Annotated in this window: 13 protein-coding genes; 6 read left to right on the top strand and 7 right to left on the bottom strand. The window is 61.1% G+C overall.

The window, feature by feature from the left end:
• Positions 1-57 precede the first annotated feature (57 nt).
• Positions 58-951, bottom strand: a complete 894-nt coding sequence (locus HMPREF1206_RS02255; protein ID WP_016421781.1) for a cation diffusion facilitator family transporter — start codon at positions 949-951, stop codon at positions 58-60.
• A 43-nt stretch (positions 952-994) separates the two neighbouring features.
• On the opposite strand from HMPREF1206_RS02255, the gene HMPREF1206_RS02250 reads away from it, so the two are divergent.
• Positions 995-3,412, top strand: coding sequence for an ATP-dependent RNA helicase (locus HMPREF1206_RS02250; RefSeq protein ID WP_016421780.1), 2,418 nt, complete (start codon positions 995-997; stop codon positions 3,410-3,412).
• 12 nt (positions 3,413-3,424) lie between these two features.
• Here HMPREF1206_RS02250 and HMPREF1206_RS02245 read toward each other — a convergent pair whose 3' ends face one another.
• Positions 3,425-4,624, bottom strand: a complete 1,200-nt coding sequence (locus HMPREF1206_RS02245) for a glycosyltransferase 87 family protein (protein ID WP_016421779.1) — start codon at positions 4,622-4,624, stop codon at positions 3,425-3,427.
• Between the two features lie 51 nt (positions 4,625-4,675).
• Here HMPREF1206_RS02245 and HMPREF1206_RS02240 point away from each other — a divergent pair, with 51 nt between their 5' ends.
• Both HMPREF1206_RS02240 and HMPREF1206_RS02235 read left to right on the top strand, forming a co-directional pair.
• Positions 4,676-5,398: a YggS family pyridoxal phosphate-dependent enzyme gene (locus tag HMPREF1206_RS02240; RefSeq protein ID WP_042388304.1), complete on the top strand. Its 723-nt coding sequence runs from the start codon at positions 4,676-4,678 to the stop codon at positions 5,396-5,398.
• A 30-nt stretch (positions 5,399-5,428) separates the two neighbouring features.
• On the top strand, positions 5,429-5,815 hold the full coding sequence (locus HMPREF1206_RS02235; protein ID WP_016421777.1) for a Rieske (2Fe-2S) protein: 387 nt from the start codon (positions 5,429-5,431) through the stop codon (positions 5,813-5,815).
• Here the strand turns inward: HMPREF1206_RS02235 and HMPREF1206_RS02230 are convergent.
• Together HMPREF1206_RS02230 and HMPREF1206_RS02225 are read right to left on the bottom strand one after the other, a co-directional pair.
• The gene (locus HMPREF1206_RS02230; protein ID WP_016421776.1) at positions 5,806-7,077 is read right to left on the bottom strand and encodes a Fic family protein; all 1,272 of its coding nucleotides are present in this window, start codon (positions 7,075-7,077) and stop codon (positions 5,806-5,808) included. The two genes, HMPREF1206_RS02235 and HMPREF1206_RS02230, sit on opposite strands and share 10 nt — an antisense overlap.
• Positions 7,078-7,227: 150 nt before the next feature.
• Positions 7,228-8,436 carry an MFS transporter gene (locus tag HMPREF1206_RS02225; protein WP_016421775.1) on the bottom strand — a complete coding sequence of 403 codons (1,209 nt, stop codon included), beginning with the start codon at positions 8,434-8,436 and terminating at the stop codon, positions 7,228-7,230.
• A gap of 107 nt (positions 8,437-8,543) precedes the next feature.
• On the opposite strand from HMPREF1206_RS02225, the gene HMPREF1206_RS02220 reads away from it, so the two are divergent.
• Entirely contained in the window at positions 8,544-9,761 is a 1,218-nt protein-coding gene (locus HMPREF1206_RS02220; protein WP_016421774.1) for a trans-acting enoyl reductase family protein, read from the top strand.
• Positions 9,758-10,609, top strand: a complete 852-nt coding sequence (locus tag HMPREF1206_RS02215; RefSeq protein ID WP_016421773.1) for an SDR family NAD(P)-dependent oxidoreductase — start codon at positions 9,758-9,760, stop codon at positions 10,607-10,609. Before HMPREF1206_RS02220 ends, HMPREF1206_RS02215 begins: the two co-directional genes overlap by 4 nt.
• A 13-nt stretch (positions 10,610-10,622) precedes the next feature.
• Here HMPREF1206_RS02215 and HMPREF1206_RS02210 read toward each other — a convergent pair whose 3' ends face one another.
• Complete coding sequence (locus HMPREF1206_RS02210) at positions 10,623-10,958, bottom strand: YciI family protein (RefSeq protein ID WP_005510918.1); 336 nt, start codon at positions 10,956-10,958, stop codon at positions 10,623-10,625.
• A gap of 59 nt (positions 10,959-11,017) precedes the next feature.
• On the opposite strand from HMPREF1206_RS02210, the gene HMPREF1206_RS11080 reads away from it, so the two are divergent.
• Positions 11,018-11,107 (top strand): toxin-antitoxin system HicB family antitoxin, encoded by a 90-nt coding sequence (locus HMPREF1206_RS11080; RefSeq protein WP_255348478.1) that lies wholly within the window; start codon positions 11,018-11,020, stop codon positions 11,105-11,107.
• Between the two features lie 35 nt (positions 11,108-11,142).
• Here HMPREF1206_RS11080 and HMPREF1206_RS02205 read toward each other — a convergent pair whose 3' ends face one another.
• The gene (locus HMPREF1206_RS02205; protein WP_016421772.1) at positions 11,143-11,637 is read right to left on the bottom strand and encodes a hypothetical protein; all 495 of its coding nucleotides are present in this window, start codon (positions 11,635-11,637) and stop codon (positions 11,143-11,145) included.
• Between the two features lie 78 nt (positions 11,638-11,715).
• A complete protein-coding gene (locus tag HMPREF1206_RS02200; RefSeq protein WP_016421771.1) occupies positions 11,716-13,044 on the bottom strand; it encodes a PepSY domain-containing protein in 1,329 nt (442 codons plus the stop codon).
• Positions 13,045-13,187: the final 143 nt, after the last annotated feature.

The following is a 13,187-nucleotide window of genomic DNA, read 5'->3' as shown; positions in this document are numbered from 1 at the left end:
TGGCCCACTTTGGGTACTGCGCGTTCTTTTAGCCTCTAACGAGCTGCCTCACGCGCGTTACAACTGCACATCCCCATAGGCGCGTTCGTCCTCGATCGGCTCCAGATGCGAGGAAATATGCACACCCGGGAAGCGCTCCCGCAGCTCATCCTCCATCGCAGTGAGCACATCGTGGCCGCGCTCGACGCTCCACGCGCCCGGCACCAGCACATGGAACTCAATGAACTGCTGATGCCCCGACACACGAGTGCGAATCTCGTGAACGTCAATGCCCCGACTCCGATTGCGGTGCGAGGCCAAAATCTCGTCCACCGCCACGCGGTCCTCGCCCTCCATGGCCTTGTCCATCAGGCCGTTACCGGAATCGCGCAGCAGCTTGAAACCGGTGACCAGGATGTTTACGGCCACCGCCAGCGCGATAATCGGGTCGAGCCACCACAGGCCAGTAATCCACACCAGAGCCACACCCGCCAGAACACCGGCGGAGGTCCACACATCGGTCATAAGATGCTTGCCGTCGGCGGTCAGCGCCAGGGAGTTATGCTGGCGCCCGGCTCTAAGCAGAATCAGCGCCACCGCACCATTAACCACCGAGGCAATCACGGTCACGATGAGGCCCAGGCCGATCTGCTCAATCGGCTGCGGGTGCACCAAACGCTCGATAGAGACATAAATAATCGCCGCCGCCGCCACGAAGATCATGGCCCCTTCCAGCCCGGCCGAGAAGTACTCTGCCTTGGAATGGCCGAACTCATGGTCGCGGTCCGCGGGCCGCGCGATAACCTTGAGCACAATAATTGCGACAACTGCCGCAACCAGATTGACAATCGACTCCGTCGCGTCGGAAAGCAGGCCCACCGATCCGGTCAGAGTGTAGCCCCAAAACTTCAGCGCGATGGTGACGACCGCCGCCCCCACTGAAAGCCAACCAAAACGAGATAAGTCCTGCATATGCGGGCACTTTACCCGCCTGTCCGGAGTTACTACCAGTTCTATGAGCACCGATTTCCAGTTCAATTTGCAGAACATTTCTGCAGGCCTGCCGTTCGCATCGCAGCTCGCCTCGCTTGCCGACGCCGTGCGCGACCACGACGTAGTAGTCCAGGCCCCACCGGGTACCGGCAAGACCACTTTGGTTCCGCCGGCGGTAGCCAACACCCTGGGCGGCCGCATTGTGGTCACGGCTCCCCGGCGTGTGGCGGTGCGCTCGGCAGCGCGGCGGTTGGCGCAGTTGTCGGGCACGAAGCTCGGTGGGGAAGTTGGTTACTCGGTGCGTGGCGACGCCAAAGTCTCCCGCGCCACCCGCGTGGAGTTTGTCACTCCCGGTGTGCTGCTGCGTCGACTGCTGCGCGACGGCGACGTGGATGCCAGCGCGGTGCTCATCGACGAGGTGCACGAGCGCGGCTTGGACACCGACCTGGTGTTGGCGATGGTGCGCGACTTGCGGGATATCCGCGATGACCTGCGCCTTGTCGCTATGTCTGCGACGGTGGACGCACCGAAGTTCGCGGCCTTGCTCGGTGGCTCCACCCCGGCTCCCATTGTGGCGGCGGAGGCGGCAATCCACCCGCTGGATATTCGCTACTCGCCCTTCCCACAGCGGCTGGATGCGCGCGGTGTGACCGACGATTTCCTGCAGCACGTGGCAGCGCAGACCAGGACAATGGTGGAGGAAGCCGCCGGTGATGTGCTGGTTTTCCTCCCCGGCGTCCGCGAGGTGGAACGCTGCGCGGGTTATATCGCGGATTCCTCGGAGGTGGCGGTGCTGACGCTGCACGGCCAGCAGAGCTCCGAGGAGCAGGACCGCGTGTTTCGTCGGCAAGCGGATGGTAGACGCGTAATTGTGTCCACCGCGATTGCGGAATCATCCGTGACTGTGCCGGGCGTGCGCGCCGTTGTCGACGCCTGCCTCGCACGCGGACCGCGACTCGACATTGCGCGTGGCTTCTCCGGCCTGGTCACCAGCTCGTGTGCGCAGTCCTCCGCGAACCAGCGCGCTGGCCGAGCGGGACGTGAGGGCCCGGGCATCGTGGTGCGTTGTGTCTCCCAGTCGGAGTTCGCGTCCCTCCCAGCCTGGCCCGCGCCGGAAATCGAGGTCGCCGACCTGACACAGGCACTCCTCGACGCCGCCGCGTGGGGCACGCCTGGGATGCAGGGACTGAAGCTTCTCGACGCCCCACCACCCCACCACGCGGAGGTCGCAAACCGCATTCTGGCTGGCCTGGGCGCTGTTGATGAGGCCGGTGACATCACGGAACTCGGCCGCACCCTGGCTACCCTGCCGGTGCATCCGCGCATGGGACGCGCGCTGCTGACCGCCACGGCCATGATGCCGCAGCACGCGGACGCGGTCGCACGCGCGGTGGAGAAACTCACCGACGCCCGCGGCTTGGCCAAGCAGGTGCGCCGCATTGAGCTGGATACTGAAGCCCCCGCCAACCTGCTGTCCTCGGACATCCCCGCGCTGGTCACGGCCCTGGCCTGGCCGGATTTCATCGGGCGACGGCGCAGTGTGAACTCCGACGAGTACCTCTTCACCGGCGGCACCGCAGCGGAACTCGCCCGCGGTTCTGACTTGCACGGCCACGAGTGGATCGCGGCCGCCGACATCTCGCGGCTCTCCCACGGTCGTGCGCTAATCCGCGACGGCGAGGCAATCGACCTGGAAATCGCCATGCTCGCCGCCGGCCACCTCGTCCGCACGGAGACCACGGCGCGCGTCGAACAGGGCCGCGTTCGCGCCCGTGAGCGCGACCTGCTCGGCGCCATCGAGCTGTCCTCCCGCCAGGTCTCCCCGACGCCCGAGCAGTGCATTGCCGCCAACTCCGCCTGGCTTGCCGGCACGCTTGCCGACGCCAGCCCCAACCTCGACCGCGACACCGAACAGCTCCGCCGCCGCATGGCCTTTCTCCACACTCATCGCGGTGCCCCATGGCCGGATGTCTCCCCCGCAGGGCTTGCGGCCCAGGCCGAGCTCCTCTTCGCTGGCGAGCTGGACCGCCCGACCCCTCCGACTTTGGATGCCGAGCACCTCCGCCGCCTGCTGCCCTGGCCGGAGGCCACGGACTTCGACCGGCTGGTACCCGAACGCCTGGAGGTCCCATCCGGTTCGAAGATTCGCCTGGAGTACCCGGAGGACCCCACCGACGAAGAGGCGCAGATTGTCCTGGCTGTGAAGTTGCAGGAGTGCTTTGGCCTGGCGGAGACCCCGCAGGTATTGGAAAAGCCGGTGACAATGCATTTGCTGTCACCGGCTCAGCGACCACTCGCGGTCACTGGAGACTTGGAAAGTTTCTGGAATGGCGCCTACGCACAGGTTCGCTCCGAGATGCGGGGCCGTTACCCCAAGCATCCGTGGCCGGAGAACCCGTGGGAGGAGCAGGCTACTGCGAGAACGAAGCGCCGTCGTTAAGCAGGCTCGTCGTTAAGCAGCTGCCTGCGCCCGCACGCGACTGGGTTTGTACCAGAGGTAGATTGCGTAGCCCAGGCAGGTGAAGAAGAGCACGCCGCCCATGATTCCCTGCATGTTGCCGTAGAACCACTGCCCCACGCCCGCAGCATGGCCGAAGTCGTTGCCCACGAAGACCTTGTACGGCGCCCACCAATGGGCGATCATGAACAAGGTGCCGACAACGATGTTCCCGATCTCGCGGACGAAGAGCACCAGCGGCACAAAGACCATGACAATCGACCAGTGGTGGCTGACCGCGTACGGTCCAGCAAAGCTGACCGCCAGCGCGACGAAACCGAGGGCTGCGACCTCATAGCCATCGCGATGGTAGACCCACGCCACGAAAGCGGCAGCGATGGCGCCAAAGAGGAAGAAACCGTAGATGCCAATATCGAGCGCAGTGCCCTCCACCCCGGCGCGGGCGAGCAGACCACTGAACGCCTGGTTGGCCTCGTAAGCCGGGGCGCCACCGCGGTTGCCGGCGAAGAACTCATCGGTCCAGAAGTAAATCGACTCTTTAAAGCGCACGGCGAAACCAATGGCGACGGTCACCAGGAACCAGCAGAAGCTCTTGGCCACGGCCGCAAAGTCACGGCGCATGAGGAACACCAGCGCATATGCCGCAGGGGTGATCTTGATACCCGCCGCGATACCCACGCCCAATCCACGTAGCTTCTTGGGCAAAAAGCCCAACACATCGGAGACCACCAGCAGCGCGAGGAAGACGTTGATCTGCCCGAAGAGCACGTTAGCGCGCAGCGGGTCGAGCAGCATCACCACCCCGAGCAGGCAGGTAGCCATCAGCTTCGGACACTCAGAGCCGAGACGAGTGAAGACCATCCACAGCATCGCCCACACCGCCGCCAGCGTGGCGAACGTCCAGATGATTTGCAGGGTAACCGGCCCCGCCCAGGTCAGCGGGTAAAATAGCAGCGCTGCAAAGGGTGGGTAGATGAAGCGGAAACCCGATCTGGTGGGAAACTCTGGTGAGTAGAGATCCTGGTCTCGTCGTAGCGCCCAGCCGGCGTCTTGGAAGACCTCGAGGTCCATCATGTAGGCAGTTGCCGCATGATAGATGAAGTCGATGACAACGACCAGCGACACCAGCCCAAATACAATTGCCAAGATCCGTCGCTGCATGACGGAAAGCGTCGAGAGTCTGTCCATGAGCATGATTCGACACTACCGCACTGTTCTTCCTACTCAGGCCTTAGAGTGGGAGGTATGTTCGTGGAAAACTATCGCAAGGTTCGCTCCGAGATCGACGACGCTTGCCGACGAGCCGGGCGCCAGCCCTCCGAGGTCCGTCTGCTGCCCGTCAGCAAGACTGTGCCTGTCGACGCCCTGGTGGAATCCTGGCCGGAGCTCGCGGCAGCCGGCTGCGCTGGCCTGGCGGAAAACCGCGTCCAGGAAGCGGTGGCCAAGGCGGAGGTATTCCGGGAGGCCTTTGGCGAGAAAGCACCACATATGGCCATCATTGGTCCACTGCAGACGAATAAGGCCGGCCATTTAGTCAGCTGTGCTGATGAGTTTCAGGCGCTGGATCGCCCGAAGGTGGCCGGGGCGCTACAGCGCCGCTTGGCCGATTCCGAGCGCACACTTGATGTGCTGATTCAGGTCAATGTCTCCCGCGAGCCGCAGAAGTCGGGCCTGGCGCCGAGCCACGCAGCGGAGTTTGTCCGCATGTTCGGCCCCGATGGCGAGTACCCGAACCTGCGCCTGCGCGGGTTTATGACCATCGCGGCCCAGAATGACCCGAATGTCCGCGAGACCTTCGCGGAGCTGCGCGATCTGCGCGACAGTCTGCTCGGGGATTTGCCGGAGGGTGTCAGCCTCGACGAACTGTCGATGGGTATGTCCGGCGACTACCGCGAAGCCATCGCCGAGGGGGCGACCACCGTGCGTGTGGGACGCGCTATCTTCGGTGAACGCTCGTATAAAAAATAAAAGTAATCAAATGAAGGTAATCTCAGTGCCATGAGTTCTGATGTCTCCCCGTGCTCCCGTCGTCGTTTCCTCCTGGGAACTGCCGCCACTGCAGCTGGCGCACTCGTAGCCGCTTGTGCACCAAAGTCTGCGGTGGAGAAGGTTGACGCTGCCGACATTCCGGTTGGCGGCGGTGTGGTTATCGGCAATTACGTCGTCACGCAGCCGGAGGAGGGCAAGTTCGCCGCTTTCTCCAGTTCGTGCCCGCACCAGAATGGTCGCATCACTGAGGTCAGCAATGGTGTGATGATTTGCCCGAACCACAACTCCCACTTTGATATTGCTACTGGTCAGGTTGTTTCTGGCCCCTCACGTAAGCCCGCTGGCCAGGCTCCGCTGTCGGCCGATGGCACTGAGCTGATTGTGGGTCAGAAGTAGATTCCGGAAGCAGATTCATGGTCGGCGGGTTCAAGGCCTAAGAGATCTAGTCCCGCCGGTGCCAGCTGGAATCGCAGCGGGCGGCGGCTCGTGGGCATTGCCAATCCTGCCGCCTCTAACTCGGCGAGATACTTTCGCGCTGTCCGCTTTTCCTTGCCGACGGTGTCAGCGACGTGTTCGAGCTTGATTCCATATTCGGGCCCGAACAACCGAACCTGTGCCAGGACGTATAGCGTGCCAATCTCGTTTCCTGTAAGCGACACAGGCAGCACCCGCTCGGGCGAGTTAGATAGCTCAGCTATCCGCTGTTCAAGCCTTTCGCACTGGTAAGACTTCATCTGCAGCTCTTCCAGCAAATACTGCTGTGCATTCAGAATGACATCAGCCATCGCCTCGACGAAGAAAGTGACTTCTCCCCGGTTCATTGGGTCTTCCGTAGTGGTAAAAGCCTTGTAATACTTCGCTTTATCCTCAGCGAGTTGGCGGGAAATAGTCAGCGCAGTTGAGGTCGAGAGTGCCTCCCGCAAAGCCACGGACAGTAGAAAACGTCCCATCCGGCCGTTGCCGTCATAAAACGGGTGAACGAATTCGAACATGAAATGGCTTGCCAAGATTCGAATCAGCCGATTGTCCTCTGCGGAATTCACCGTTGCCAGGAACTCATTGAGGAGTTGGTGAATGGCAGCTTCGCTTTCAACACCTCGATGAACCTGTTGTTGCCCATCGGTAATCGTGACCGTTGTTGCCCTGAAGAGTTCACCGTCTAACTCATCTTCGGCGGCAATCTCATCGCCGAGAAGCTGATCGTACTGCTGACGGATTTCTGTGAGCGTTGTCGGAAACTCAATCCGCTCATCGTTGGCCAACCGGAAATAGAGCTGACTGAATTCATGGAAGCGCTTGTGCTGGGTTCCCGAAGTGTTGTCCAACGCCTCCGCGACTTCTCGCCGTGTGGAGTGAATTCCCTCAATTTCATTGGTGGCTACCACCTCGGTCAGGAGCAGATTGAAAAGATAGTGAGTCCGCGCGGCATCCGGCAGGCGATTCCACAACTGTGAGATCTGTAGCTCTAGAGACAGAATCTTTTCAATCTTGGCCGCGAGATCGCTTGTAATGCAGCAAAAGAGCGGCCACTGCCCCAGCGGAAAGTGCCACTGAATCGTCGACGGGGAGTCTTTGCGTGACTGGTATTCGCCTTCCACTGTCTGTTCCGCATCATGTGCGGACATGTGGAAGATCCTCTTAAGCGGATAGTGCTTCACGGCGAGCTCCCTTCTTTCCCCGGCGTTCTTTACATGATGCTTTTTACATATAGTGCCCTAAAAACTAACCCTTAATGTAAAAAATCACTGTTTTTTACATTAAGGGTTCTTTACGCGGTGCCTAAATGCGCTATGTTGCCGATATTGCCCCTACCGCCGCGGCTTCAGCCCCGCCACAGCACACGCGCCCGCGACGAAGGACAGCGCCACCAGCCACGGAATCAGCCCTGCCCACTCAAAGCGGCTGAACACCATCCCGGATACCCAACCGACAATGGACGAACCCGCATAGTAGCTGAACAGGTACATCGATGATGCCTCGGCGCGGTCGCGCTGCGCCACCAGCCCCACGCCGGACGAGGACAGCGAGTGCGCCACGAAGAACGAGGCCGTGAAAATCAGCACGCCCACAATCAGTGCGGGCAGCCACGGCAGCAGCGCCAGCCCCAGGCCCACGCACGCGGCCAGAGTCGCAATGGCGATGAGGCGACGGCGGCTCACCGTCTTCGCCCACACGCCCGCGCGTGCCGACGACCACGTACCCGACAGGTAGAGAATAAATACGAACCCTGCCAGTGCCGGAGAGAGCCCGAACTTATCGCCCAGTCGGAAGCCCAGGTAGTTGTACAGAGAGACAAACGACCCCATAAACAGGAACGCCAGGGCGCACAGCGCGAGAATGCGCGGGTCGCGCAAGTGCCGCGCTATGGCCTGCCCCTCCCCTGCAAACGACAGCTGCTTCGGCTGGAACCTACGCTGTTGCGGCAGGAAGTACCAGGTCAGAATGGCGAAAACAAACGCCACCGTCGCCGAGACCGCAATCGCCATCCGCCAAGAGGCGAACTCCAACACAATGGACGGAATGATACGGCCGAGCAGGCCACCGACTGTCGTGCCCGAGATATACAGCCCCATCACGCGACTGACATGGTCGGCGTGGACTTCCTCACTGACATAGGCCATGGCCACTGCGGGAACACCGGCAATGACAATGCCCTGCAGCAGGCGCAGAGCAATCATCGAACCGATGCCCGGCGCGATTGACACCACGAGCCCCAGTAGCGTTGCCACAAATGCGCTGATGACGATCACGCGTCTGCGTCCAAAGCGTTCCGACAAAATGGACACCGGGATAATCGCACAGGCCAAGCCGCCGGTGGTGGCGGATACCGTCAGCGCGGCGGTGGCGGGGTCGACCGATAGCTCGTCGGAAAGCGTGGGCAGCAGCGCCTGCGTTGCGTAGAGCGCTTGGAACGATGCCAGGCCGGCGAAGAGCACAGCGATAAGCGCGCGGCGGAATCCGGGATCTTCTGGCCGTAGTCCTTCGATCTGTTCGGGGTTTTCGTTAGCGCTAGTCACTTGTCCTACGTTAGCCCTCCCGCCAAACCCATCGCTGAATACACGGATCTAGAAAAACCTTTTTAATTCGCGCGCGGTATCGCGTTCGTTTTATTAGTTTCGTAGGCATGACTACTTTTTCCGCACAGCCACAGGGTCGCAATCACGACCGCGAGTACGACATCGTCGTCTACGGCGCCACGGGTTTCGTAGGCCGCTTGATTGTGGACTATCTGGCTAAACACGCCGGTCAGACGAAGGTGGCGCTCGCAGGCAGGAACGCCCAGAAGCTTGCCGACGTCGCGGAGAACGCAGGCGTATCGGACTGGCCGGTCATTGTTGCGGATGCCGCCGACCAACAGGCGGTGGCTCAGCTTGCAGCCAGCACGAAGGTGGTGTTGACCGTTGTGGGGCCGTACGCGAAGTACGGTCGCACCCTGGTGGCCGAGTGTGCCAAGGTCGGTACTCACTACGTCGACCTGTGTGGCGAAGTGCTGTTCGTCCACGACTCCATTGCAAACAACCACGAGGTAGCGCAGCAGACCGGAGCGAAGATTATTCACTCCTGCGGCTTCGACTCAATTCCCTCCGATGTCGCTGTCCGTGAGCTCCACGAGGCGGCCCACACCAAGCTCGGTGAGACAACCCTGCTGTTCAAGCATGTCAAGGGTGGTGTCTCCGGCGGCACTATCGATTCGGTCCGCGTTCAGCTTGAACAGGCCAAGAAGGATCCCAAGCTGCGTCGCATCATCGCCGATCAGTACGCGCTGGCTGAGCCGGGACCCGACCAGGGTAAGTTCGGCGTCGACCTGCGTCCGGCGCGCTTCCGCCGCCACTGGCGAGCCCCCTTCTTCATGTCGCCTTTCAACACCCGCATTGTTCAGCGCTCGGCGATGCTGGCGGATTACGGTGATTCCTTCCGCTACCGCGAGCTACTCAATGTCGGCCGCGGTCCGAAGGCTTTCGTGCGCGCAAATATTTTCGCGGCTGTCTGCAGGTTGGCGCTGGCGGCGATGGCATTTGGGCCGACGGCCAAGCTCATTGATAAAAAACTACCGAAGCCGGGCGAGGGCCCGAGCGCTGAAGCACAGGCCGAAGGCCGCTTCACCATCGAGGCCTACACCGTCGATACCTCCGGCATTCACTGGCGTTCCAAGGTGTCCCTTGAGGAAGACCCAGGGTACGCAGGCACCGCGATTATGATTTCCAGCGCCGCCCTCGCGCTCGTCCACGACGATCTGCCGGACACCACCGGCGTGCTCACTCCTACTGTCGCGCTTGGCGACGCCCTGTCCCGCCGTCTCCGCGCTGGCGGCATGACCATTGAGGCGGTGCAAGCTCGATGATTGGTGGCCTGACCGGTGCTTTTGCGAATCTCACCCGCGGACCGAAGCTGCCGAGTGTAGGTGGTGGCCGTGCGTTAGTGACCGGCGCTTCCTCCGGCATCGGTTGGGCATGTGCGGAGGCACTGGTCAAGGCCGGTTTCGAGGTCGTTGGCACGTCCCGCAGAGGCACCGATGCGCCGCACCCCGAGGGCGTGCAGATGGTGGCGCTCGACATGTCCAGCGCTGACGATATCGCCGCTGTGGTCGCTCACGGGCCTTACGACGTCGTCGTTGCCAATGCCGGCGAGAGTCAGTCGGGCGCTTTCGAGGAGCTACCCCGCGAGGCACTTGAGCGTCTCTTCCAAGTCAATGTTCTAGGACAGGTGGAGCTGTTACAGCAGCTGCTGCCCGGCATGCGCGAGGCTGGTCGTGGCCGAATTGTGCTGGTGGGCTCGATGCTCGGCGGGTTGCCGCTGTCCTACCGTTCTTCCTACGTGGCGACGAAGGCCGCTATCCGCGGCTTTGGGCTTTCGTTGCGGGGTGAAGTCGCGCAGTTCGGTATTGGGGTTACGGTTGTCGAGCCGGGCGCCATCAACACGGGGATTTCCTCACGTCGGACGACGTATGGCGATGAGGGTTCTGTTTACGCTGCCGATGTCCACCGCATGCTGACAAAGTTGAACGCCAATGAGGAACGTGGCATTCCCGCTTCTGACATTGCTGAGGTGGTTATGCACGAGGTGGCCGCCGAGCGACCCTTGGCCCTGGTGGCGCGGGGGTCGTCGGCAAGCGTGGCGGTGCCCTTCATGCGGCGAATCCCGACGCAAGCGATGTTGACCATCATGCGCCGGGTGCACGGGCTGCGGTGAGTAAATCGGCGTGCTATTCAGCGATGGCGCGCACCTCGACGGCCTGCGCACACGCCTCCGCGGCTTCGTGGGCTAGGTTGATGGCCTCTTGCTCATCTGCGACTTGGACAATCCAAAAAGCCGACGGGAACGTCATCGCGTTGTAATACGGCAAATCGCTATGTGAACCATCCGGCAGCACCGTCATGGCATCCTCTGGTGGAACCAGCCCGCCGGACATAACCCAGTGGCCTTCGTCCTGGAGCTTCTGATTGAAGCGTCCAATCCGTTCAAAGGCAGCGTGCATTTCCTCATCAGAGTCATACGCGTTGATATCTCTGCGGCCATGGACCGTGAAAAAGTACTGCACACCAAGCTCCTGAGTTTCGTTTTGCTAAGTGTAACAGATTCGGTGGGGTTGGAACCGGGATGTTTTGGGGAATTTTGGCAATGGCAGCTGCCCGCGAAGGAGTCTCGCTCAATACTTACGTAGCGCAGACACTCGCAGGCGCTGCATAGGTTTTGACTGGGCGTTTTGCGGGCAGAGCCTAGTTTCACTCTGTTGCCAATTCCTGTTTCGCGGCGGTGGCTCGCTGTGCCCTGATCTCCGCTACCTGCTGCTTGCGGGTATTGAACCCCATGCGCCACGGGGTGGCTAGACCTGACTCGGGGGCATACGGGTTATCGCGCCAAGATTTGCCCTCGTTGTAGGCCTGCGCACCCTCACGGTATGCGGCAGATTGCTCGGCAAAGGTTGGGTACGGCTGTTCAGCAGCCTGTCTGGCCTGCGCACCGACAGCTTTCATTTTCGCGCGCAGTTCCTTGATTTTGTCCTGAATCTTTTTGTTGTAGCGTCCCTGCTGCTCTGCAATATCGACGAGTGCCTGCTGCTCGGTGATGGGGTCGAACGAGTCTTGGCCTGCCTTGTCGTAGGCTTCCTTAGCGCGCGGGGTGCGCTCCCAATCACGCAAAGACGGATTATAAACGCACCAGTCTTCCTGGCCGTCGTCTTTGTAGATACTGCCGTTGTGATCCCAGTACTTCGTCATGCGCTTACCCTTCTGAGTGTTTCTGTGGGTCTTACTACGCCGTTAGGTACAGGGAACCCGAAGGCGATAGAACCTACACTAACCTCTCCGGAGCTTCCGCCAGGCCCAATCAATAATCACGAAGCCAACAAGCGTCACACCGAACAGTGGCGCAACTACCGAGTAGGCAATCAACAGCGCCACAACAGCCGCTGCAACACCCGGGCGAATATCTCGCCAGCGCGTTGGCGCCGGGAGCCTACCAGGACGACCACCTCGACCGCGTCCAAACCACATGGCGTACCCGCGCACAATCATCGCCAGCAGAGCAACACCGATCAGTGCCAGAACCAGCTGATTCACCCACCCGAACAGGATGCCCATGTGCGCGTTAATCAGCCACTCGGTCAGCTTCGCCGGCAGCGGCCAGTCCGCAAAATGGATCCGATCAACCATCGCTCCGGTCGACCCGTCAACGGTGACGGTCTCAATGCCCATCCGCCATTCCTCGCGAGCTTCCTTGGCCATCCACACGGTGCCGGCTTCCGGTGGTGTCAGTTCGACTTTCCCGGACAGGCCCTCGGCACGCGCGAGGTTCATAACACTATCTGCCTCTGACCAGTCATAATTCGCTGGCGCAGTCGCAGTCATGGCTGGTTTCGGCGCGTACCAGTCCATCGTCTCGCGCAGCTTAGCAATACCCGTTCCAGCCACCCACGACCACGTCAGGCCGGTGACGGTCAGGAACAAAAGTCCAACGCTGATCGCCACACCAACATTCGCGTGACGACGCATATGATGCGCCCTCTTACTTGTTCCCTGTGTCCGCTTGCGGCGCGAACGGTCCCACCAGAGCCAAAGGCCACCAATAGCCAGTGCGCCCATCCAGGATGCTGCCGTCTCGGAGTAGAGGCGACCAAAGTTGCTATCAATCCAAAGCCTGCGGTGCCCTTCCGAGATCCACGCCCGCAGTGGCAGCGCCGCCGAGGAACCGTATTGCACCAGGTCACCCTTGATGCTCAAGTCGCCTGGGTCGACGAACACCGCATGTCGGTAGGACTCCGACTTCAACTGCTCATCGTTGAACATAACTCGCGTTGTCTGTCCTGGCTTTTCCGGGACCTGCACTGCAGTCACCGGCAGCTCAGGATGCACGCGCTGCGCGACCTCAACCTGCTTTTCCAGAGGCTGTGCGGGAAGGCTTGAAGTTGCAGTTAGTTCTTCGTGGTAAACCACCTTTTCTATGCTCGGGGCGAGGGCATACGCCACGCCTGTGACAGCTGCAATAACGAGTAGCGGCGCAACGAGGATGCCTGCAACGACATGGATTCGGTGCAGTAATGCTCGTGGCCCACCATTTTTCTGAGTCTGTGCGACGGGGTTTGCGGCTGGCGTTCCAGCGGCATCGCCTGTGGCTAGTGAAGTCATGCTCTATTAGTCGGACGAATCGCCTCACTTGTTCCCCAGCAAGCTCACTTTTATTAACTTCCAGGGGTAACCATTTGGCCACGCGCCCCGTTGAAGGCCACCTCGTGCGCAACTATTCGTCGTAAAGCCCGCGTACCCTCGAA

Origin of the sequence: Corynebacterium sp. HFH0082, assembly GCF_000411235.1 — a bacterium.
Taxonomy (GTDB): domain Bacteria; phylum Actinomycetota; class Actinomycetes; order Mycobacteriales; family Mycobacteriaceae; genus Corynebacterium; species Corynebacterium jeikeium_D.
The sequence above is the reverse complement of the archived record's forward strand: the minus strand, read 5'-3'. Positions and strand labels throughout refer to the sequence as shown.

Excerpts from the sequence above, each read along its gene's own strand:
- HMPREF1206_RS02220 (WP_016421774.1), top strand. The coding sequence starts at position 8,544 with ATGACTACTTTTTCCGCACAGCCACAGGGTCGCAATCACGACCGCGAG.
- HMPREF1206_RS02215 (WP_016421773.1), top strand. The coding sequence starts at position 9,758 with ATGATTGGTGGCCTGACCGGTGCTTTTGCGAATCTCACCCGCGGACCG.
- HMPREF1206_RS02245 (WP_016421779.1), bottom strand. The coding sequence starts at position 4,624 with ATGCTCATGGACAGACTCTCGACGCTTTCCGTCATGCAGCGACGGATC.
- HMPREF1206_RS11080 (WP_255348478.1), top strand. The coding sequence starts at position 11,018 with ATGTTTTGGGGAATTTTGGCAATGGCAGCTGCCCGCGAAGGAGTCTCG.
- HMPREF1206_RS02235 (WP_016421777.1), top strand. The coding sequence starts at position 5,429 with ATGAGTTCTGATGTCTCCCCGTGCTCCCGTCGTCGTTTCCTCCTGGGA.
- HMPREF1206_RS02205 (WP_016421772.1), bottom strand. The coding sequence starts at position 11,637 with ATGACGAAGTACTGGGATCACAACGGCAGTATCTACAAAGACGACGGC.
- HMPREF1206_RS02200 (WP_016421771.1), bottom strand. The coding sequence starts at position 13,044 with ATGACTTCACTAGCCACAGGCGATGCCGCTGGAACGCCAGCCGCAAAC.
- HMPREF1206_RS02255 (WP_016421781.1), bottom strand. The coding sequence starts at position 951 with ATGCAGGACTTATCTCGTTTTGGTTGGCTTTCAGTGGGGGCGGCGGTC.
- HMPREF1206_RS02240 (WP_042388304.1), top strand. The coding sequence starts at position 4,676 with ATGTTCGTGGAAAACTATCGCAAGGTTCGCTCCGAGATCGACGACGCT.
- HMPREF1206_RS02250 (WP_016421780.1), top strand. The coding sequence starts at position 995 with ATGAGCACCGATTTCCAGTTCAATTTGCAGAACATTTCTGCAGGCCTG.